This is a genomic window from Labedella populi (assembly GCF_004078655.1).
Classification (GTDB): Bacteria; Actinomycetota; Actinomycetes; order Actinomycetales; family Microbacteriaceae; genus Labedella; species Labedella populi.
Genome location: NZ_RZNC01000001.1, coordinates 790181 through 812340, shown reverse-complemented (window position 1 = coordinate 812340; position 22160 = coordinate 790181). Strand labels below are relative to the sequence as shown.

The 22160-nt window shown below is 69.9% G+C and carries 18 protein-coding genes; 9 read left to right on the top strand and 9 right to left on the bottom strand.

The genetic code is table 11. The features are described from left to right. Positions 1-22: 22 nt before the first annotated feature. From purF to ELQ92_RS03945, 4 genes are all read right to left on the bottom strand, one after another. Complete coding sequence (purF, locus tag ELQ92_RS03960) at positions 23-1480, bottom strand: amidophosphoribosyltransferase (protein WP_128497652.1); 1458 nt, start codon at positions 1478-1480, stop codon at positions 23-25. A gap of 168 nt (positions 1481-1648) precedes the next feature. Continuing rightward, complete coding sequence (gene purM / locus ELQ92_RS03955) at positions 1649-2755, bottom strand: phosphoribosylformylglycinamidine cyclo-ligase (protein ID WP_128497651.1); 1107 nt, start codon at positions 2753-2755, stop codon at positions 1649-1651. After that, positions 2752-3180: a potassium transporter Trk gene (locus ELQ92_RS03950; RefSeq protein WP_128497650.1), complete on the bottom strand. Its 429-nt coding sequence runs from the start codon at positions 3178-3180 to the stop codon at positions 2752-2754. The genes purM and ELQ92_RS03950 overlap by 4 nt, the downstream gene beginning before the upstream one ends. A 68-nt stretch (positions 3181-3248) precedes the next feature. Further along, a complete protein-coding gene (locus ELQ92_RS03945) occupies positions 3249-3611 on the bottom strand; it encodes a sterol carrier family protein (RefSeq protein ID WP_128497649.1) in 363 nt (120 codons plus the stop codon). A 19-nt stretch (positions 3612-3630) separates the two neighbouring features. Between ELQ92_RS03945 and purD the strand changes: the two genes are divergently transcribed. Next, the gene (gene purD, locus ELQ92_RS03940) at positions 3631-4920 is read left to right on the top strand and encodes a phosphoribosylamine--glycine ligase (protein WP_128497648.1); all 1290 of its coding nucleotides are present in this window, start codon (positions 3631-3633) and stop codon (positions 4918-4920) included. A gap of 58 nt (positions 4921-4978) precedes the next feature. Here purD and ELQ92_RS03935 read toward each other — a convergent pair whose 3' ends face one another. The 3 genes from ELQ92_RS03935 to ELQ92_RS03930 form a co-directional block, all read right to left on the bottom strand. After that, positions 4979-6859 carry a glucoamylase family protein gene (locus ELQ92_RS03935; RefSeq protein WP_128498023.1) on the bottom strand — a complete coding sequence of 627 codons (1881 nt, stop codon included), beginning with the start codon at positions 6857-6859 and terminating at the stop codon, positions 4979-4981. A 126-nt stretch (positions 6860-6985) separates the two neighbouring features. Next, a complete protein-coding gene (locus tag ELQ92_RS16215; RefSeq protein WP_166426697.1) occupies positions 6986-7123 on the bottom strand; it encodes a hypothetical protein in 138 nt (45 codons plus the stop codon). 110 nt (positions 7124-7233) lie between these two features. Further along, entirely contained in the window at positions 7234-10503 is a 3270-nt protein-coding gene (locus tag ELQ92_RS03930; RefSeq protein ID WP_128497647.1) for a LamG-like jellyroll fold domain-containing protein, read from the bottom strand. Between the two features lie 352 nt (positions 10504-10855). Here ELQ92_RS03930 and ELQ92_RS03925 point away from each other — a divergent pair, with 352 nt between their 5' ends. Next, entirely contained in the window at positions 10856-11785 is a 930-nt protein-coding gene (locus ELQ92_RS03925; protein WP_243694852.1) for a phosphoribosylaminoimidazolesuccinocarboxamide synthase, read from the top strand. A 31-nt stretch (positions 11786-11816) separates the two neighbouring features. Here the strand turns inward: ELQ92_RS03925 and ELQ92_RS03920 are convergent, their stop codons facing one another. After that, positions 11817-12449, bottom strand: a complete 633-nt coding sequence (locus ELQ92_RS03920) for a TetR/AcrR family transcriptional regulator (RefSeq protein ID WP_166426695.1) — start codon at positions 12447-12449, stop codon at positions 11817-11819. 154 nt (positions 12450-12603) lie between these two features. After that, the gene (locus tag ELQ92_RS03915; protein WP_128497644.1) at positions 12604-13818 is read right to left on the bottom strand and encodes an alcohol dehydrogenase catalytic domain-containing protein; all 1215 of its coding nucleotides are present in this window, start codon (positions 13816-13818) and stop codon (positions 12604-12606) included. Between the two features lie 196 nt (positions 13819-14014). Here ELQ92_RS03915 and ELQ92_RS03910 point away from each other — a divergent pair, with 196 nt between their 5' ends. The 7 genes from ELQ92_RS03910 (at position 14015) to purL (ending at position 22145) form a co-directional block, all read left to right on the top strand. Next, positions 14015-14311: a phosphoribosylformylglycinamidine synthase subunit PurS gene (locus ELQ92_RS03910; RefSeq protein ID WP_128497643.1), complete on the top strand. Its 297-nt coding sequence runs from the start codon at positions 14015-14017 to the stop codon at positions 14309-14311. Beyond that, positions 14308-15003, top strand: coding sequence for a phosphoribosylformylglycinamidine synthase subunit PurQ (gene purQ / locus ELQ92_RS03905; RefSeq protein WP_128497642.1), 696 nt, complete (start codon positions 14308-14310; stop codon positions 15001-15003). Before ELQ92_RS03910 ends, purQ begins: the two co-directional genes overlap by 4 nt. A gap of 39 nt (positions 15004-15042) precedes the next feature. Continuing rightward, the gene (locus ELQ92_RS03900) at positions 15043-15561 is read left to right on the top strand and encodes a hypothetical protein (protein ID WP_128497641.1); all 519 of its coding nucleotides are present in this window, start codon (positions 15043-15045) and stop codon (positions 15559-15561) included. 283 nt (positions 15562-15844) lie between these two features. Beyond that, a complete protein-coding gene (locus tag ELQ92_RS03895; protein ID WP_128497640.1) occupies positions 15845-17467 on the top strand; it encodes an ABC transporter ATP-binding protein/permease in 1623 nt (540 codons plus the stop codon). Beyond that, positions 17464-19242, top strand: coding sequence for an ABC transporter ATP-binding protein (locus tag ELQ92_RS03890; protein ID WP_128497639.1), 1779 nt, complete (start codon positions 17464-17466; stop codon positions 19240-19242). Before ELQ92_RS03895 ends, ELQ92_RS03890 begins: the two co-directional genes overlap by 4 nt. 154 nt (positions 19243-19396) lie before the next feature. Then, positions 19397-19678, top strand: a complete 282-nt coding sequence (locus ELQ92_RS03885; RefSeq protein ID WP_128497638.1) for a hypothetical protein — start codon at positions 19397-19399, stop codon at positions 19676-19678. A 160-nt stretch (positions 19679-19838) separates the two neighbouring features. Further along, entirely contained in the window at positions 19839-22145 is a 2307-nt protein-coding gene (gene purL / locus ELQ92_RS03880; protein ID WP_128497637.1) for a phosphoribosylformylglycinamidine synthase subunit PurL, read from the top strand. Positions 22146-22160: the final 15 nt, after the last annotated feature.

Genomic DNA, 22160 nt, shown 5'->3' with positions numbered 1-22160 from the left:
GAGGTTTTCAGGGGGGTGAGGGTTAGGAGAGCTGAGTGCGCTCGACCCAGTCGAGGTACTCCTGCGTCACCGTGCCCGTGACGTATTCGCCCGTGAAACAGCTCATCTCGAGCTCCGTGATCGAGGAGCCCTCGAGGATCGCCGACTTCATGTCCTCGACCTCTTGGTAGATGAGGTGGTCGGCCCCGAGCTCCCGCGCGATCTCCGGGATCTTGCGACCGGCGGCGACGAGTTCCCGCCGGGTCGGCATGTTGATCCCGTAGACGTGCGGGTACCGCACGGGCGGCGCGGCCGACGTGAACGTCACCTTGTTCGCGCCGGCGGCGCGCGCCATGTCCACGATCTCCTTCGAGGTCGTACCGCGCACGATCGAGTCGTCCACGATGAGGATGTTCTTGCCCGCGAACTCGCTCGACATCGCATTGAGCTTCTGCCGGACGCTCTTCTTCCGCTCCGACTGACCGGGCATGATGAAGGTGCGACCGACGTAGCGGTTCTTGTAGAAGCCCTCGCGGTACTCGACGCCGAGCTTCTGCGCCACCTGCATCGCCGCCGGCCGCGACGAGTCCGGGATCGGCATGACCACGTCGATGTCCCCGGCGGGCGCGTAGCGCGCGATCGTGTCGGCGAGACGGTTGCCGAGCCGCAAGCGCGCCTCGTACACGGAGATGCCGTTCATGACGGAGTCGGGGCGAGCGAGGTAGACGTACTCGAACGAGCACGGGACGAGTCGCGGCTCGCGAGCGCACTGGCGCGAGTAGAACTCACCGCTCGTCGTGATGAAGACGGCCTCGCCGGGGGCGACCTCTCGGACGACCTCGTAGCCGCTCGCCTCGAGCACGAGGGACTCCGAGGCGACGATCCACTCGTCGCCGACGAGCCCCGCGGCGCGGCGGCCGAGCACGAGAGGACGGATGCCGAACGGGTCGCGGAACGCGAGCAACCCGTGGCCCGCGATCATCGCGATGGCCGCGTACGAGCCCTCGACACGCTCGTGGACTTGCGACACGGCGGCGAAGACCTGATCGGGGTCGAGGTCGAGCCCCGAGATCTGTCCCTGCAGCTCCGTCGCGAGCACGTTGAGCAGCATCTCCGTGTCGCTCGTCGAGTTGACGTGCCGACGATCGACGTGGAAGAGGTCGTCCGCGAGCTCACGCGTATTGGTGAGGTTGCCGTTGTGCACGAGAACGATGCCGTACGGCGCGTTCACGTAGAACGGCTGCGCCTCGCTCTCGTTGGTCGCATCACCCTTCGTGGCATACCGCACATGACCGAGACCGATGGTGCCGAGGAGCGAGCGCATGTCGCGCGTCCGGAACGCCTCGCGGACCTGACCCTTCGCCTTCTTGATGTGGAAGGTCGAGCCGTCCGCTGTCGCGATCCCTGTCGAGTCCTGCCCGCGGTGCTGAAGGAGGAGGAGGCTGTCATAAACCTGCTGATTGACCGGCTCAGGCGAGACGATACCGACGATGCCGCACATGCTGGGCGCTGGCTCCTGGGGGTTCTGGGAAGTGTCCGAGCGGACGTCCCTAGTCTCGCACACAAGCCGATGCCGACGTCCCGCAGGGCACGGGGCTGAGGCCACCCCGGACTCAGCGCACCACGTTCCCTTCCCGTGGCTGCGATCGACCGCGCGGGCGCTGCGGCGTCAGCCCGCGTAGCTTCCGACGAGGCGCACGGCGCCGCCGTCGACACCCTTCGCGCCCTGCTCGAACGAATCGAGATCACGCGGAGACGTGGAGACCGTACCCACGGGCCAGGTCGGGATGCCGAGTCCCGTGATCGTCTCGGCGACGAGAGCAGCACGCTCGGCCTCGACGACGGCGAAGAAGCCGACGCCGAGATTCCAGGTGCCCTCCGAGCTCTCGAGCGTCGAGCCCGCGATGCTGCTGAGCGCGCGGAAGACCGTCGGCGGGGACCACGTCGAGCGCTCGACCTCGATCCAGGACCCGCGCGGCAGGACCCGGGCGAGGTTCGCGGCGATACCGCCGCCCGTCACGTGCGACAGCGAGTGCACCGCGCCCGCTGTCGGTGTCCCCTCCAGCACCTGCAGAAGAGGGGAGGTGTAGAGGCGCGTCGGCTCGAGCAGGACGTCCGCGACGACGCCGCCGAGGTCGTCCGAGTGGTCAGCCAGGCCGATGCCGGCCGTCGCGAGGATGTGACGGACGAGCGAGAAGCCGTTCGAGTGCAGTCCCGACGACTCGATCGCGAGCACGACGTCCCCGTCGCGCACCCGGTCGGCACCGAGGACGGCGTCGGACTCCACGACACCCGTCGCCGCTCCCGCGACGTCGTAGTCGTCGGGTGCCATGAGTCCCGGGTGTTCAGCGGTCTCGCCGCCGACGAGCGCGGTGCCCGTCGCGGCGCAGGCCTCGGCGATTCCGGTGACGATCGCGGCGATCCGTTCGGGTGCGACGCGGCCGCACGCGATGTAGTCCGTCATGAAGAGCGGCTTCGCTCCCACCACGACGATGTCGTCCACGACCATTCCGACGAGGTCCTGCCCGATCGTGTCGTGCCGGTCGATCGCCTGCGCGAGCGCGATCTTCGTCCCGACGCCGTCTGTCGAGGTCGCAAGCAGCGGCGAGCGGTACCGCGTGAGGGCCGACGCGTCGAAGAGACCGGCGAAGCCCCCGACGCCGCCGAGGACCTCGGGTCCGTGCGTCGCGGACACGGCCGACTTCATGAGTTCGACGGCGCGGTCTCCCGCGGCCGTGTCGACGCCGGCGTCGCGGTAGGTGTCAGCTGAGCTCATCGGCGTGGGAAGTCCTCGTTCGGCGTGGCGTCGGATGGCATGTCGTCGGTCGCGTCCGCGCCTCCGGAGAACCCGGGGTCGGCGGCCACGTCGATCCTATCGACGTCCACCTCCACCGCTTTTCGCGCGAGGATCCGGTCGAGGACGATCGCGGCGAGCGCACCGACCCCCGCTCCGATGGGAACGAGGCAGACGAGGAGGAAGCCGAAGACCTGCGTCAGCCCGAACGCCGTCCCGTCCTCGGTCACCGTGGGTCCACCGTCGGCGGGGCGGAAGGCGAATGTCAGGATCAGGGCCGCGGCGACCCCGAGGAGCGTGCCGAGCGCGAGGAAACCCCAGACCTTCGGAGCACGGCGCACGATGACACGCTCGCGGGTGGGTTCCGCATCGTGCGGATCGACCGGGGAGGGTTGTTCGAGGCTCACTCGTCCATTGTCCCTCACGAGCCGCCGGCTCCGCGGCGCCGACGTGCCGACGGGGCCGGAGCGGGCGCTCACACGGGCAGTCGCAGTGGAAGCAGCCCGCCGAGATCGGCGCGCGATCCCGAGGCGTGCACGGACCCCGACGCGAGGGCTTCCTCCCACGGGGTCGTCCCGAGGGCGAGCGCGAGCCACGTCGTCGCGTCCATCTCGATGACGTTGGGCGGGGTGCCGCGCGTGTGGCGGGGACCGTCGACGCACTGGACCGCGGCGAAGGGAGGGACTCGCACCTCGACCGTGTGTCCCGGTGCGATGTCGGCGAGGCGCTGGAGCGTGTATCGCACCGCTGTCGCGACGGCGTTCCTGTCCGTCGCCCCGGAGCCGACCCGCGCGAGCGCCTCGCGGCCGTCACCGTCGGAGATCCGTGCTCGAGCCATGACCAATAGGCTAGTGGCCGTGAAGATCCTCGTCCTCGGCTCCGGCGCGCGCGAGCACGCCATCGTCCTCTCGCTCCTGTCGGAGTCGACCGCTCACGAGATCGTCGTCGCCCCGGGGAACGCCGGGATCGCCGCGTCCGTCCCCATCGTGGAGCTCGACGCCAATGACCCGGTCGCCGTCGCGAACCATGCGATCGCCGAGGGCGTCGAGCTCGTGGTGATCGGTCCGGAGGCGCCACTCGTCGCGGGAGTGGCCGACGAGTTGCGCGAGCAGGGGATCGCGGTCTTCGGTCCCGGCCGGGAGGCGGCGGAGCTCGAGGGTTCGAAGTCCTTCGCCAAGCACGTGATGGAGGAGGCGGGGGTGCCGACGGGCCGAGCGGTGCGAGCGGCCACGGCGGCGGAGGTGGAGTCGGCTCTCGACACCTTTGGCGCCCCGTACGTCGTGAAGGCCGACGGCCTCGCGGCCGGCAAGGGCGTCATCGTGACCGACGATCGAGCCGCGGCGCTCCGTCATGCACACGCTTTCCTCGATGCCGGCAGCGTACTCGTGGAGGAGTTCCTCGACGGCCAGGAGGTCTCGCTCTTCTTCGTGAGCGACGGTCACTCGGTCGTCCCGCTCTCCCCGGCGCAGGACTACAAGCGCGCCGGCGACGGCGACACGGGTCCCAACACCGGCGGCATGGGTGCCTACTCGCCGCTTCCCTGGCTCGGCGAGCGCTTCGGCTCGGAAGCCGACTTCGTCAGGGAGGTCACCGAGACGATCGCCCGACCGGTCATCCACCGACTGGCGGACGAGCAGAAACCATTCATCGGGCTCCTGTACGCCGGACTCATCCTGACGGACAAGCACGAGAGCGACGCCGATCGTGGGATCCGGGTGATCGAGTTCAACGCCCGTTTCGGCGACCCCGAGACGCAGGTCGTCCTTCCGCGGCTCGACTCGCCGCTCTCGGAACTGCTCCAGGCCGCAGCGACCGGGACCCTCGCCGAGATCGACCCTCCGACCTTCTCCGACACTGCCGCCGTGACGGTGGTCGTCGCGAGTGAGAACTACCCTGCCGCTCCGATCACGGGCCGCCCGATCACGGGACTCGACGCTGCTGCAGCGGTCGAGGGTGTGCACATCGCGCATGCCGCGACGGTCGCCACGACAGAGGGTCTGGTCGCGACGGGAGGCCGTGTACTGAGCGTCGTGGGTCTGGGAGCGGGCTTCGGCGAAGCGCGTGCCCGCGCCTACGAGGCCGTCGGCGCCATCGGACTCGAAGGTTCGCACCACCGGTCGGACATCGCCGCGCGCGTGGCGCGCTGATCGCCGTCCCCCGGCGCCGCCAGCGCTGCGTGAATGGGCCACGGGCGATTCATCGCGGTCAGTCTATGACGGAGCCGAAGATCTGGAGAGCGACGAGCGGCCGGACGCGTTCCTCGAACTCGCCGCCGACGAGATAGCCCTTGAGCGCGTCGTCGTTCACCGCATTGCCGATCGCAGCGAGCACCATCGACTGGTCGAGACTCAAATGCGTCGAGGCGACCCGTCCACTCTCGACGTCGATGGCGTCGGCGAATCCGCCCGCGCCGTACATGCCGGGCTCGCTCTCGAGCCGGGCGAGGTTGTCCAGGGCAGCTCGAGGGTCGTAGGGCAGTGCCAGGAACGACGCGTGGGGTGTCACGACCTCGTCGCCCGGAGGTCCGCCCGCCGGGGTCGGCGAATGTGTGAGCGACGGGGGCAGCAGCTCGACGCCTGTGGCGGAGCCACCACCATCGGCGTCCACCTGCGCACTCGCCGTCGCGGGCCCATGCGAGACGGCGCCGATGCTCAGCCCGGTCACCCCGTAGAGCCCATAGCCGCCGGACGGATCGGCGGCCGGGCTGAAACCCCACAAGCCGTCTCCTCCGTCGACGAATCCTCGGCTCTTTTGAGCGGCGACCGTCGCACGGTGGTTGACGGCCCAGGAGCGCGGTCCCCATTCGGCCTCCGGCACGAGCAGGTCGGGCATGAGCGCCTCGAACATGCTGCCACCCCAGCTCGGCACGATGCGCATACCGTCGTACGCGTAGGTGCTCTCGAGCACGGGCACTCCGTCGTAGTGGCGTCGTTCCCCGTGAGGAGCGCGCATCCACCCAGCATCCGAACCGCTCGCGGCACCGGTCCGTGACGTGGCGAAATAGGTGCTGCTCGGAATCTGCCCGTTGGCGATGCCGATGTAGGTGGCGATGCGCGCCTCGCTCACCGTGGTCCCGTAGGACGCGCAGGAGACGAAGACCCCGACCGCCGCTCCCGACCCGTCCGCCGGCTCCGAGCAGTCGTCCGATGGGCGATCGGGCCAAAAGCCCACGCGGGAGAGCCCGGCACCGTCGGCCGCGGTCGGGTCGTGGAACCAGGCGAAGTCCATGGGGGCGGAGATTCGCTCGACCTCCGCCGCGAGTGCCGGATCAGCGGAGGCGACGATGCGCAGAGCGGCGGCCAACCATCCGTTGTCCACCGTGGACAGGAACGGCTCGATCGGCTCGACCCCATTCGCCTTCCCATCCGGCCATGCAGTGAGCTTCGCGCCGGTCTGCGGGGAGTACCAGTTGTAGAACATGCCGCTTGGAGCGTGGCGCTCGAGCCGCGCTACCGCGTCGAGTGCGGCCGCGAGGCGCTCGTGCGACTCCTCGGACGACAGGATGCCGAGATCGCGGACGACGACCGTCGACCAGAGGTAGCCGGCGATGTTCGTCGGAGAGGTGTACGTGCTCGGATCATCGAGAGCCATGCCGATGTGGTCGGTGACGAGGCCTGTCTGCTCGTCGACCATGGCCGTCATCGAGCGCCAGCTGTCCGTCGCATAACGGCGGAGGGTCTGCTCGTCGGTCGAGGTCAGCGCGGAAGACGGATCGGGAGAAGCGGCGGGATCGTCTTCGCCCGTGACACCGTCGACCGGCGCGGCGGTCACGGCCCCGGACGGGGTCTCGGCTCCGCCGCCTCGCGGGTCACTCGTCCGAGTCGGCTGTGGTCCACCGGGAGGCGTCCCGAGTCCCCCCGGATCCGAGAGTCTCGCGGTCGCCGGGGTGGGCGTCGGTCGCGACGACACGGTGGGATCACCGGCCGCGGCGATCTCCGTCGGTTCACGCGCGCCCGTCCGTTCCGGCGCGACGGCGCCCGTGTATGCCGACAGTGCGACGACGACGACTGCAGCCGACAGTGTTGCGGGAGCGCGCCACCGCCGGCTCGGGGTCGAGGTGCCGGACGACGCGGCGCGACGGAACATCACGAGAACTCCCCCTGCGCGGGGTCGGCCCGCACACGACGAGTGCATCACACTCCGACCACGCGAAACCGCCGACGACCCCCGCCTGGGGATAAGTCGTCGGCGGTGCCGCCGGTCGGGACCGACTCACCGGAAGGGGTGCACGACGTCGCCGCTGTCCGGCCAGGTCGTGAGCTTCGCGCCCGTCTCGGGCGCGTACCAGTTGTAGAACATCCCGCTCGGGTCGTGCCGCTCCACGCGGTCCGGAACCCGAAGAGCGAGCATTCACACCGAACACACCAGGCCCAGAATCGATCGGGCCTGAAATCCGCGTTCCCGGCGGCGGCCTCGAAGACGAGGCCGCCGCAATGAGGCGTCGGGACGGTGCTCCCCCGCTACTGCGTCGGCACGACGGCGAAGTCGGAGAACGCGACCGTCGTGGCGGAGGTCGCCGATCCGGAGAGATAGAAGGTCAGGCCTGCACTGCCGCCGGACTGCAGCGCCGGGGTCGCATCGGTGGCCGATGCCTGCCACGTCTCGGGTTCGTCCGACTCGGCTGCGATCCACGCCTTCGCCGCGAGCTCGGTCGCCGCCCCGCTCGTCCTGAGATCGACGACGAGGGACACGACATCGCCGCGCTCGTAGTCCACACCCGCGAGGTTGACGGCCTTGAGAGTGGTCCCCGACCGCTGGAGTTGAAGTTGGAGCACGCCGTCGGCCTGAACTCGGATGCGTGCCGTGTACTTCTCGGAGCCGACTTGACGCGCAGTGAGCTGGACGTACTGACCTCCGCCGACGGGCTGCTCGTCGAGGGAGAACGCGACCCGCGACTGCGAGGGGCCGACGTCCACTCCGCGGAGCAGAGCAGACCGCGATTGGCCCGCCGTGTTCGTGATGCGCCCGCTGCCCGCGTCGACCGCGAAACCGCTGGCGCCGCCCGAGACGGACCAGTCGCCGCCGACACGCGCGGTTCCCCAACTCGACTGCGCGGTGCGTGCGAAGTCGTCGGCCGCGACAGGGTCCGGGCCCGCCGGTTCCTCGGGTTCCTCCACGGGAGGAGCCACGATCGAGACGATCTCTGACCGCGTGGCACTGTCACCGTCGTCGTCGGTCACGGTGACCGTGACGTCGTAGTCGCCGGCGGTGGCGTAGACGTGCGTCGCCGTGACACCCGTCGCGGTGCCTTCGTCTCCGAAGTCCCACTTCACGTCCACCAGGATGCCGTCGGTGTCCGAAGAGCCTTCCGCGTCGACCGCGACCGTCAAGCCTGTCACGGTCGCGGTGAAGGCCGCGGACGGCGGCTCGTTCGCCGGCTCGGGTTCCGGCTCCGGCTCCGGCTCCGGCTCCGGCTGGGCATCGACGCCATCGAGGACCGCGGCATGTGCGGCGACGGTGGCAGCGTCCAGTTGAGTGCGGTAGACCGCGACATTATCGACGGTTCCCTCGAACGTATCGCTCGACGGTCGATCCGGCCACCCGGCGAGCGAGTACCCTCCAACGGTCCAGGATCCCGAATAGGCCTGGGCGCTGATCGTGTCCGTGCGCTCGTCGACGAGCTCTCCATCAACGAAGAGCTGCTGGCCCCCTTGTCCGAGAGTCGCTACGGCATGGTGCCACTGGCCGTCGTTGAACGACTCATCCGAGTCGACCATGCGCACAGTTCCCGGGTAGACGCCGAAGTGCAGGCGCCCATCATCACTCATGTAGACGAGTCGGTCGCGGTCACCACCACCCGCGTTCGTCGCCCCGACGAGCAGTCCGCCCCGGGTCGTCGTCGTGCGGAACCAGGCCTCGATGCTCACCGTGTTCGAGAGGGGCTCGGTGGGGCTGGATGTGGATCGGGCGTCCCCATCCAAGCGCGTGGCCGCTCCCGCACCATCACCCTCCATACCCGTCACTCCCCGCTCGTACGAGCCGACCAGCGATTGATCCGAGGCAGCCGCCCAGTCCCGCGCCGTCGCGGAGGCTGGTTCGTTGAACGGCCAGTAGTGGCTCGGCGTATCGGAGAGGACCAGGGCGTCGTAGTCCGACACGGGGACGGTGTCGAGATCATCCGCGGGAGGCATGGAGAACGAGACGGTTCCGCTCGACGTGGCGTTGCCGAAGGGGTCGATCGTGCGCACACGGTACGTATGGGTCGAGTTGGGCGCGACGTCCCTATCGATGAACGACAGGATCGGGCGATCGTGGAACGCCGAGTCGGCGTCCATCGTCGCGAGGGGCGAGGACCCGCCGTCACGGATGAGCTCGTAGGTGAGTGTCCTGTTGTCGACGTCCATGTTGGCCTGCCACGAGACACGGACCGCCCCATCACCGATCGCCGTCACGGCCGGATTCATCGCGGTCGCGGACAGTTGCGGTCCCTTCGCGTTCGGGGCGGTCGCGGGCGACGCGAACCGCGCGAGTCCCTGCTGCTTCTGGCCGTCTATCGACGTGAACTCGCCGCCGTAGAGGACGAAGCCCCGGGCCGACGTGACGTCCCACGGTCCTTGCGTGATGCCCGTATAGGTGCCGGCGTCGAAGTCGGGGTACCAGTGCAGGACGTTCGTTGCCGGATTCCCCGCGAAATTCCCGTAGGTCCAGCCGGCGGGCGGCGGATTGTGGATGGTGGTACCGAACGGCGCCTTCGAGTAGGCGATCGCCCGGTGATACGTGTCGGGGTCGTTGGGGAATCCGCCCGTGTTGTCGCACGCGTGGTTGTGCCCTGCGGTATAGACGACGTCACCGACGACCTCGACCGAGTAGGTGTCGCCATGGCAGTCGGCGAGCCAGGTGAGCGATCCATCGGACCAGCTGGCTCGGAAGGTACCTTCGGTCGCCTTTCCTCCCTCGCTGTGCTGGTAGCCGACGCCGTAGACGCTGTCCCCGTCACTCGAGAGATCCATGATCGCGGACTTCGATCCGCCGTTTCGGATGATCGAATTCATGTCCCACGGGAGCGAGGCGCCCGTGTCGGCGGTGACAGCGCCCATGCCGTACCCCGGGTCGCTCGAGCCGTTGAGCGACGTGAAGTTGCCGCCCAGCACGATCTTCGACTCGTCTGGCGAGATGACGATGGCCTTCGACGTCCCACCCACCACGGCGGGTGCCCACGGAAGCAGCGCGCCGTTGGTCGGGGAGAGCGCCGCCGCCCGTGCTCGCGTCTGCTTCTGCACAGCCCCGAACACGCCCGTGATGTACACGGACGACGACGTCACGGCGATCGCCTCCACGGTCGCGGCGATGGTCGGGCGGAACGAGCCGACCAGCGTCATCGACGGCAGATCGAAGGCGGCGAGCCGGTACCGGGTCTGACCGCTGACACTCGTGAAGGAGCCGCCGACGAACAGGCGCTTGCCGTCCGGGGTGACGGCGATCGACCGCACTTGCGCGTTGAACGTCGGCGCCACGTCGGTGCGGAGTTCCCCCGTCTCGAGGTCGTACGCGAGGAAGTTGGTGCGAGCCACCTCCTGCGTGCCGGGAGGGGCGCCGAAGGGCCGCGCCGAGGTGAACTCCCCGCCGACGAAGACGGTGTCGCCGACGACGAGCTGATCCCACACGACTCCGTCGATCTGAGGCGTCGGGAGCACGTCGGCACTGACCGTCGTCGGGGTGCGTGGCGACGCCGGGTCGACCGGGGCGGAATCGGCGACGGCGACACCGCCGGGTAGCAACGCGGAGATCATCACGGCGACCCCCGAGAGGAGCGCGAGCGAGCGCGCGATTGGGGGGCGGTGGAGGCCTGAGGACCTCGGGGATGACTCGATCTGGGTACGCACTGCTCTCCACTCGTTTCGACGAACGGCCTGGTCGATCGTCGGCAATCACCTCGGCACGAACATGACGGATGCTCACATCAAGGTTCCAGCCTACTCCCCCGGAGGCCAAGTCCGTTCGTCCCCCCACTCCGGGGGTCATGCGCACGTCGACCGGAGCGCGGGCGCAGACCTACCGTCACGTTCGGCGACGCCCAGGGTCGATGCCGAGGCACACGACGATACGTCGAATCCGGTCTTTCGAGTCGGAGATAATGGGGCGGTGACCTCGACACTCCGTGATCTGCCCGGCTGGAAGCATGTGTACTCGGGGAAGGTCCGTGATCTCTACCGACCGGACGGCGAGGGAGATCGTCCGCCCGGGCCGGCCGGCACGATGCTCGTCGTCGCGAGCGATCGCGTGAGTGCGTTCGACCACGTCCTCTCCCCCGGGATCCCCGGGAAGGGCGAACTGCTCACGACCCTGAGTCTGTGGTGGTTCGACACACTGTCCGACGTGCCGAATCACCTCCAGCCGGACCACACGATCGACGAGAACGTCCCGTCTGGTGCGCGCGACCTCATACCCGGCGACGTCTCCGGGCGGGCGATGCTCGTGCGCACGCTCGAGATGTTCCCGATCGAATGCGTCGTGCGCGGCTACATCACCGGGACCGGATGGCTCGAGTACCAGGAGAGTGGAACCGTCTGCGGGATCGCCCTTCCCGCCGGTCTGTCGAACGGCGACCGCCTGCCGGAACCCCTGTTCACTCCCGCATTCAAGGCCGAGTTGGGTGAGCATGACGAGAACATCACGTTCGAGCGGGTCGTCGAAATCGTGGGCGTCGAGGACGCGGAAGCGCTCCGAGCCCTCTCCCTGTCCGTCTACGATCGCGCCGCCCGCCTCGCGGAATCGCGCGGGCTGATCCTCGCCGACACGAAGTTCGAGTTCGGCCGTGACCCCGTGACCGGCGTGATCGCGCTCGCCGACGAGGTCCTCACCTCCGATTCGTCCCGGTACTGGGACGCCGAAGCGTGGAACGCGGGCTCGACGCCGACCGAGCGGATGGCGAGCTTCGACAAGCAGATCGTGCGCGACTGGCTCGCCGCGAACTGGGACAAGACCGGCACCCCGCCGGAACTGCCCGCCGAGATCGTGGAGCGCACGGCTGCTCGCTACCGAGAGCTGCTCGAGCGGGTCACATCGGTCTGAGCGCGTCGGCGCTCCGACCCCGAGTCGCGAGTCAGGCCTGCGCCGGACTCCGGCGGAGCATCCTGTGGTAGCTGTCGAGGTCGACGGGTCCCGCCGCGAGCGCGACACGGGCAGCATCCGCGGGCCGAAGCCCGTCGAGGACGATGTCGAGCTGACGCCGCCACTGGGTGACGTACTCGTCGCCATACCGGCCGATGGATCCGAGCATCGTCGCGAGCAGCACGATGTCGATCGAGGTCACGTCATCCCGGAGGTCGCCATCGGCCTGCGCTTGCTCGACGATCGCCGTCATGGCGCCCGTGAAACGCATGGCGGGCCGCCGATCCGGGTCGATGATCCCGATGCGGGTCACGATCGTCGGCATCGCGGGGTCGGCGAGGAGCCACATCCCGAGACGGTCCATGAAGTTGACCAAAGACTGCCAGGCCGTCGCCTCTCCGCCGATCTCGGAGAGGAGGATGTCGACCTCGTCCATCGACCGTTCGAAGAGCGCCTGAACGAGCTCGTCGCGGCTCGCGAAGTTGCGGTACAGCGTCGCGATGCCGACATCGGCCCGCCGAGCGATCTCCTCGAGGGGAGCGTCGATCCCTCGCTCCGCGATCACGGCCCGTGCCGCAGCCAACAGTTTCTCGTGGTTCTGAACTGCGTCCCGCCTCTTGGGCACGTGGAACCGCTCTCCTTTCGCCCCCTGGATGTCGTCGCCCCCGACTCGTCACCCATCCTATAAGGCCCAGACGACGAGGCTTTTCCGGCAACCCCTCCCCGGGTGACGACTCGCCGCCCACGATCGCGGACCTGCACAGGTCAGCGCGGACCGGTCAACGCGCGGACGTCTCGACGCCCACTCTCAGCGCCGGTCCCTCCGCGGCGGCCCGCAGCGCGTCGTCCAGTCGTTCGAGCGGGTACCGGACGGAGACGAGATCCTCGAGCGGATAGCGGTACCAGGCGTTCGACACGAACGCGACGGCCGCTGCGAGGTGGCGCGGATCGGGGCGGTCGACGAGCAGGACGCGGTCGCGGGCGGCACCGTCGGCGACGGGATCGGGCGCGGAGTCGATCGATCTCCGCGACGGTCGGTGCGTGGCCGCCGGCGCTCCGTGCAGGTGGACGATCCGCGCGAGCACTCCGCCGCCCACCAGTTCGGCGGCTCGATCGCAGCAGTCGTGCACCTCGGAGTCCGCTCGGTCGGGCCTCGCTCGGGGCGCCGGGGCTGCGTCGACGACGGCCACGATCGGTCGCCCGGAGCTCACGATGCCCGCCACGTCGGCGACGGCGGCCGCCGCCCCAAACGCGTGCGCACGCGCACGCCGAGCACGGTCGGCATCGACCACGATGACGCGAGCGCCCTCGTCGGCGAGCATCGCCGCCGCCGTCAAGCCGACGAGGTCCGCCCCCAGAACCACGACGTCCTCACCGTCGACCTCCGTGGCCACGAGAACGCCCTCGACGGCCGCCGCCGCCAGGGCCGTCGCGCAGGGGACCGGCGCCAGCACGGCGGCGGGAACGACCTCGGGCACGGGGAAGATCGCGGTGCCCGAGCGCACGAGGACGTGAGTGGCGAACCCTCCGCTCAGTTCCCACCCGCGGCGCAAGCGGTCGGCGCCGTACTCCCGCGCCGTCGCGCAACCGCTCGGAGACCCGGCGAGACAGGCGTCGCACGATCCGCACCCGATCCGACGCGACCACACGACGCGCATCCCGACGATGAGGCGGGCGCCGTCCGCGGTCTCAGCGCTGCCACCGATCGCCGCGATCCGGCCGACCTGTTCGTGCCCGAGGACGAGCGGGACCTTCACGGCTCCGTTGCCGCGAACTGTGGCGGCATCAGCAGGACACACGGTCGCGAGTTCGACCGCGACGAGGACGTCCCCCGGACCGAGGGACACACCGGGGACGGCGATCGCGGCATGGGCGGTGTCGGCGCCCTGCCAGACCATCGCGATCGGCGCCGGGCGGACGATGACGTCGTGCCGGGTGGGGCCGACGTCGTCGACGGGCACGGCGGGGGCAGCCGGACGGCGTGTCGCACGCATCGTCCCCCATTTCCTTCGTCGGCGAGCGGCGGCCGACTCCAGTCGGCGCGACCCACGCTAACGAGCGGTCCCCAACGGGCGGTGGACGGTCGGTGGACGGCGGGTGAACGGCAGGCAGCGGTCACGGCCGGACGAGCGTCGGGGCACCCGGTAGGATGGAAGGGTTCCCGTCCCCCACACTCCAGGGAGTTCACCGGTGCCCACGATCGTCGTCGACGTCATGCCGAAGGCCGAGCTGCTCGACCCGCAAGGCAAGGCCGTCGCGGGAGCACTCACCCGACTCGGAAACACCGACATCACGGGGGTGCGGGTCGGCAAGCGCTTCGAACTCACGACCTCCGGTCCCGTCGACGACGCGACGCTCGAGCAGGTGCGCGGCATCGCCGTCGACCTCCTCTCGAACTCGGTCATCGAGGACGTCGTCGGTGTGAGTGTCATCGACGGCCCCACCGTGTCCACGGAGGCCGCTCCCGCCGAGACGGTCGCGCCGTGAGGATCGGCGTCGTCACCTTCCCCGGCTCGCTCGACGACCGTGACGCCCTGCGCGCGATCCGTCTGGCCGACGCGGAGCCCGTCGCCCTCTGGCATGGCTCCCATGACCTCGACGGCGTCGATGCCCTCGTCCTCCCGGGCGGCTTCAGCTATGGCGACTACCTCCGGGCGGGTGCCATCGCGGCCCACGCGCCGATCATGTCCGAGGTCGTCGACGCCGCCGGCAAGGGGATGCCCGTGCTCGGCATCTGCAACGGCTTCCAGATGCTCACCGAGGCGCACCTGCTGCCGGGAGGTCTCATCCGCAACGATGTCGGCACCTTCGTGCGTCGCGACCAGGCCCTGCGTGTCGAGCAGACGGACACGGCGTGGACGAACGGCTTCACCCACGGGCAGGAGATCGTCATCCCGCTGAAGAACGGCGAGGGCGGCTTCATCGCGTCGGATGAGGAGCTCGACCGCATCGAGGGCGAGGGACGTGTCGTCTTCCGCTACCTCGGCGTCAACCCGAACGGGTCCTTGAGAGACATCGCGGGAGTGTCGAACGAGCGCGGCAACGTCGTCGGCCTCATGCCGCACCCCGAGCATGCGACCGAGCTCGGCTTCGGTCCCGACACGCGCGATGCGATGCGCTCGGGCACCGACGGCCTCACCTTCTTCACCTCGGCGATCCGGGCCCTCCAGGCCGTCTGAGCCGCTGTGAACGCGCGGATGCCACCGTTTCTTCGATCCGTGTCGGCCGCAGCGATCTCGATGGTCGTACTCGCGGGGTGCTCCGGCGTCCCCGGCGTCCGGGACACCGGTATCGCCTCGCGAAGCTACAGCGGGTTCCCGGAGGGGATGGACTGGTCCGTCACCGAGGTGCGCCCCGTCCCGACGGTGGCCCCGCCCCTCGTGTCGCTCGAGCCCACGGATATCGAGCCGGGCTCGGAGACCGCCGTTCCGGAGGCTCCCGAGAGCACTCCCCTCCCCGATCCGGACTTCTCACCGCGCGCCGTCTGGCTCTCCGAGGAGACCCTGGCGGTCGTGACGTTCGGAAGTTCCTCGTGTCCGGCCGCCCCCGCAGCGCTCGAGCTGACCGGCGCGGACGCGCTGGATATCGTCCTGAAGCGCACGGGTGGTGACGTCTGTACCGCGGACTTGGGACCGACGACCTTCGAGATCGACGACCCGGAGGGCCTCGACCCGGCGACGACGTACATGGTGACGTTCGACGGCGAGTGGGAGACTGTGCTCGAGCCGCTGTCCTGACCGGTGCAACGAGTCAGTCGACCTCGCTCTGCCACGCGCCGTCCAACGCCTCGCGGGACCGCAACCCGCTCCAGGCATCCGGAATCCGGGAGATGATGAAGGCGTGAATCATGCGTCGACGGGATCCCCTGCGCATCCTGCGACCACCACCCGTGGTGCCCGCGGTGCGGCGGCCGACCAGCGTCCCGGAGCCGGCGGCCGTCCGTCTGCGGAGAGGGGCCACCCAGGCGGCGGACGCCCGGGTCACCCCGGGGCCGCGGACGCGACGCCCGTCGATCCCCGCGTGCTCGCCGCGACTCCGCGCGCGGCGGCGGCCGTGCCGGTCGTCCTCGCGCTCGTGTCGGCTTCGGCCCTCGCCGTCTTCTTCGTGCTCGTCGGCCGGGTGCTCGACGCGATCGCCGCCGGCGACGCGCTGAGAACACCTGTCGTCTCCGGTCTGATCATCCTGCCGCTCGTCGCCGTCGCGTGCACGCTGTTGTCGTCGCGCTTCTCCGCACGGGCGACGAGCGGGGCGGAACGCCGCCTGCGCGGACTCGTGCTCGGCCATGTCTTCGGACTGGGAGTGACGCGACGCCCCGCGGCCGCGTCCGGTCGGCTCGTCTCGGCGGCTACGACCGACGTCGAGAAGGCCGCGGCGTATCGCGCCGGCTTCGTCGGACCGATCGCGGGGACGATGGCCGGGCCGGTCCTCGTGATCATCGTGATCGGATTCACGGTCGATGTCGTCTCGGCGCTCTGGCTCGCGATCGCGATTCCCGTGATCCCCCTCGTCGTCGGCGGTTTCCAGCGCGCCTTCCGGAAGGTGAGCGGATCGTACCGTCGCAGCACCGCGATGTTGTCGGGAGCGTTCCTCGAAGCGGTCCAGGGCCTCTCGACCCTCGTCCTGCACCGCGCAGAGGAGCGCACCGGTCGTGACCTCGCGGCACGCGGCGAGGACAACCGCCGCCAGGTCATGCGGCTCCTCGCCGCGAACCAGCTCCTCATCCTCGTCGTGGACGCGGCCTTCTCCCTCGGGACGCTCGCGCTCGCGGCGACGCTCGCGATCGTGCGTCTCCTCGATGGGACACTGTCCCCCGGAGCCGCGGTCGCCCTCGTGCTCCTCTCGACGCTCCTCACCGGACCCGCCGACATCGTCGGCCAGTTCTTCTACATCGGGGCGACAGGGCGTGCGGCCGAGCGCGGCCTCTCAGGCGTGCTCGCGGAACGTCCGGCCCTGCCCACAGGACGCACCGAGAGCCGGGAGCGGCCGACGAGCGGTGGGGTGTCCATCGAACTCGACCACGTCACGGCGGGCTACGGCGACGGGGCGCCCGTGCTGCGCGATCTGTCGCTCTCGATCGCCGCGGGCGAGCACGTCGCCCTCGTCGGGCCGAGCGGCGTCGGGAAGTCGACGGTCGCCGCGCTGCTCAGTCGCCACTTGCTCCCGGAATCGGGAGCGGTGCGCGTCGGGCACCTCGACACGCGTGCCGCCTCGGGCGAGTCGGTGCGGAGCCTCATCGCCGTCGTCGACCAGCAGACGACCCTCTTCACCGGTTCGATCGCGGATAACCTGCGTGTTGCGAAGGCCGACGCGACAACCGAGGAGTTGCACGCCGCCGTCACGTCGGCCGGTCTCGCCGCCGACGTCGAGCGCATGCCGCTCGGCCTCGACACGCCCGTCGGCGAGCGCGGCCTGTCCCTCTCCGGCGGTCAGGCGCAGCGCATCGCGATCGCTCGGGCGCTGCTCCGCGACGCCCCCGTCGTGATCCTCGACGAGCCCACCTCCCAGGTCGACCTCGCCTCGGAGGCCGCGATCGTCGACGCGCTCAGAACCCTGTCCCGGAACCGGACCGTGGTCACGATCGCCCACCGCACGAGCGCCATCCGGGATGTCGACCGCATCATCGAACTCGGAGCCCACTCGTGAGCGCCCCCGCTCCCCGCCGCCGTGATCTCGCGCTCTGGCTGCTCCGCCACACCCGCGACCTGCTGACGCCGCTCCTCCTCGCGATCGTCCTCCGCATCGTCGGGCAGCTCGTGGGCGTCGCCCTGCTCGTCGTCGCCGTCACCGGCGTGATCCGTTCGGCGACGGAGAGTGGAACGGACGTCCTCGGCGGCGTCGTACTGCCGACGGTCGGCTCGCTCGTGGGCCTCGCCCTCGTCAAGGCCCTGCTGCGGTACCTCGAGCAGTACTCGGGACACTACGTCGCGTTCTCGGCGCTCGCGTCGCTGCGGCGGCTCTTCTTCTCGCGGCTCGCTCCCCAGGCTCCCGCCGCGACGGACGGAGCGGCGAGCGGTGACCTCAGCACTCGCGCCACCCGCGACATCGACCGCGTCGAGGTGTTCTTCGCCCACACGCTGCCGCCGGCCGCGTCCGCGGTGGTCGTGCCATTGACGGCCATCGCGTGGACCGCCGTGGCCGTCGACCCCGTCCTCGCCCTCGTCATGCTCCCGGTTCCCGCCCTCGTCGTCGCGGTCATCCCCTTCCTCTCCGGTCGCCGGACGTGGCGCGCGACCGAGGAACGCGCCCGAGCCAACGGCCGCATCTCGCAGCACGTCGCCGATTCCGTCGCCGGGGTTCGCGAGATCGTCGCGTTCGACCACGCGAAGGACCGCCTCGCCGGTCTCGACCGACTGGGAGCGGACGCCGCTCGGGCCGCGGACCGTGTCGGCATCGTCGCCGGAGTGCGCTCCGCCCTCGTCCAGGTCGTCCAGCTCGGCGGCGTCGTCGCGGTGCTGCTGGTCGGCACGACCCGCGCGGGCGACGGCGTGATCGGTTGGCCGGAGGTCGCGACGGCGATCGCCGTGCTGCTCGGGATCGCGGGGCCGGCGCGCGCCGTGGACGGTTTCGTCGCTGACCTCGACGCGTCATTCGCGAGCGCCGCGCGGCTGTTCGAGGTGCTCGAGCGCGAGCCCGTCGTCTCCGATGCGGGACCGGCCTCGATCGTCGTCTCCGCAGCCGATCGCCCCCACGACGTGGACGCCGTGCGCTTCACGGACGTCTCCTTCGGGTATCCCGGTTCCCTCGAACCGGCGGTCTCCGGAGTGACCTGGAGTATCCCGCGCGGCACGCACGCGGCGATCGTCGGTGTGTCCGGCAGTGGCAAGTCCACGCTCACCTCTCTGCTCGCGCGGGTCTGGGATCCGCAGTCCGGATCCGTCGAACTCGACGGCATCGACCTCCGCGGCATCCCCCTCGGCGAGGTGCGGAGCCGCGTCGCGATCGTGAGCCAGCGACCGTTCGTCTTCGGCCGCTCCGTGCGGGAGAACCTCGTGCTCGGAGCGCCGGACGCGACGAAGGAGGAGATCGCCGCGGCCCTCCACGTCGCAACCCTCGAGGACGTCGTCGCCTCGCTCCCCCAGGGACTCGATACGCCGCTCCGGGAACGCGGGGCCCGGTTGTCGGGAGGCCAGTTGCAGCGCCTCGCGCTTGCGCGGGCCCTCATCACGGACCCGGACGTGCTCGTTCTCGACGAGTCGACGGGAGCCCTCGACCCGGTGACGGAACACTCGGTCCGCCAACGGCTCGCCGCGTGGGCTGGCGGGCACCGGACGATCGTGGAGGTCACCCACCGCGTCGACCAGGTCCTCGGCACCGACCGGGTCCTCGTCCTCGACCGCGGAGCCGTCGTGGAGGAGGGAGCGCCGGCGGATCTGGCCGATGCCGCCGGGCCCTTCGCGGCTCTCCTCGCTCGCGTCTGAGCTTCGCCCGGCGGGAAGCGGCACCATCCTCCGTGCCCCGTGTGCGGACCGTGGGAGTTCCCGCAGAGAGTACGCGTTTCGGTTGAACTCCGGCGCCGACCACGGAATCGTAGCTGCACGAACGAGAACGAACGCCAACGTCAGGAGACGATCCATGCTCACCATGACCGAAAACGCCAGCACGCTCGTCCGGACCATCACCGACCAGTCCGTCGGAACGACGGAGGGTGGCCTGCGTATCAGCCAGGCAGAGAGCACGACCGACTTCGCCGTCGACGTGGTCCCCGCTCCCGAAGCGGCAGACCAGATCGTCGAGCGGGAGGGCGCTCGCGTCTTCCTCGAGGAGAACGCCGCGACCGCTTTGTCGGATCGCATCCTCGACGCGCAGCTCGACGAGAACAACGCAGTGCGCTTCTCCCTCGGACTTCCGGCCTGACGTCACACCTCAGTCGGACGGTCGACGCCCCCGCCCCGGTGACCCCGGGAGCGGGGGCGTCGTCCGTCTGCACGCGACTAGGATTGAGGCGACAGCTCGTCACCGCACCAGCCCCCTTCCGCATCGCGAAGCCCGCCCGTACCGAGGAGCCCCAAGCGCCGTGAGCACTCCCGCGTCCCCCACCGCCGTCGCAGACACCGTCGAGAACGCGAAAGCCACGCCCGAGAAGGAGCAGCCGTACGGCGCTCTCGGCTTGAAGCCCGACGAGTACGCCCGCATCACGGAGATCCTGGGACGCCGCCCCACCTCCGGCGAGCTCGCGATGTACTCGGTGATGTGGAGCGAGCACTGCTCGTACAAGTCGAGCAAGATCTACCTCCGCCAGTTCGGCCAGAAGGTCACTCCGGAGATGACGAAGAACCTCATGGTCGGTATGGGCGAGAACGCGGGCGTCGTCGACATCGGTGAGGGCTGGGCCGTCACCTTCAAAGTGGAGAGCCACAACCACCCCTCGTACATCGAGCCCTTCCAGGGCGCCGCGACCGGCGTCGGGGGCATCGTCCGCGACATCATCTCGATGGGCGCCCGGCCCGTCGCCGTCATGGACCAGTTGCGTTTCGGGAAGATCGACGACCCCGACACGGCCCGTGTCGTACACGGCGTCGTCTCCGGGATCTCCTTCTACGGCAACTGCCTGGGCCTTCCGAATATCGGCGGCGAGACGTACTTCGACCCGGTGTACCAGGGCAACCCGCTCGTCAACGCGCTCTCGGTCGGTGTGTTGCGTCACGAGGACCTCCACCTCGCGAACGCGTCGGGCGCCGGCAACAAGGTCGTGCTCTTCGGTGCGCGGACGGGCGGCGACGGCATCGGCGGCGCCTCGATCCTCGCGTCCGACTCGTTCGACAGCACCGGCCCGACGAAGCGTCCCGCCGTGCAGGTCGGCGACCCGTTCGCCGAGAAGGTCCTCATCGAGTGCTGCCTCGAACTCTATCGCGACGGCCTCGTGCAGGGCATCCAGGACCTCGGTGCAGCCGGTATCTCGTGCGCGACGAGCGAGCTCGCCTCCAACGGCGACGGCGGCATGCACGTCGAGCTCTCCCACGTCCTGCTGCGCGACCCCTCGCTCACTCCCGAGGAGATCCTCATGTCGGAGTCGCAGGAGCGCATGATGGCGGTCGTCGAGCCCGAGAAGCTCGACGCGTTCCTCGCCGTGACGGCGAAGTGGGACGTCGAGACGAGTGTGCTCGGCGAGGTCACCGACACGGGTCGTCTGGTCATCGATTGGCACGGCGAGGAGATCGTGAACGTCGACCCGCGCACGGTCGCCGTCGACGGTCCCGTCTACGAGCGTCCGGTGGCCTACCCGACGTGGATCGACGCCCTCAACGCCGACACGGCCGCTGTCCTCCCCCGCCCGGAGTCGAGCGAGGACGTGCTCGCGCAGTTCCTCTCCCTCGTGGCGTCGCCCAACCTCGCGTCGAAGAACTGGATCACCGACCAGTACGACTACTACGTGCTCGGCAACACGGCGCTGAGCTTCCCCGACGACGGCGGCATGATCCGCGTCGACGAGGAGTCGGGGCTCGGCTTCGCGATCGCGACCGATGCGAACGGCCGCTACTGCCAGCTCGACCCGAGCCAGGGCGCGAAGCTCGCCCTCGCGGAGGCGTACCGCAACGTCGCCGTCTCGGGTGCCGTGCCGGCGGCCGTCACCGACTGCCTCAACTTCGGCAGCCCCGAGAACCCCGAGGTCATGTGGCAGTTCTCGCAGGCCGTCGAGGGCCTCTCGGACGCGTGCCTCGAGCTCGGCATCCCTGTCACGGGCGGTAACGTCTCGTTCTACAACCAGACGGGTGACACGCCGATCTTCCCGACGCCCGTCGTGGGTGTGCTCGGCGTGATCGACGACGTCGCGCGCCGGGTTCCCTCGGGCTGGCAGGACGAGGGCCACAACATCTACCTCCTCGGCACGACGCAGGAGGAGTTCGACGGCTCCGCGTGGGCCGCCACGGTGCACGGTCACCTCGGCGGTCGCCCGCCGGCCGTCGACCTCGAGGCCGAGAAGACGCTCGCGGGTCTCCTGCACGCCGCATCGCAGCAGTCGCTGCTCGCTTCGGCGCACGACCTGTCCGACGGTGGGCTCGCCCAGGCCGTCGCCGAGAGCGTCATGCGTTTCGGCGTCGGCGCTCGTGTCTGGCTCGGAGAAGTCATGCAGCGCGACGGCGTCGACCTCACGACGGCGCTCTTCTCCGAGTCGACCGGCCGTGTCATCGTCTCCGTCCCACGCGAGGACGACGTGCGCTTCCAGGCCCTCTGCGACGTGCGCGGCTACCCGGTGCTGCGCATCGGCGTGACCGACGGCACGGCTCTCGAGATCCAGGACGTCTTCACGATCGAGGCCGAGGACCTGCGGGCGCGCTCCGCCGCAACGCTCCCCGAGCACTTCGGCGCAACCGCCGTCTGACGCTTTTCCCGCGTC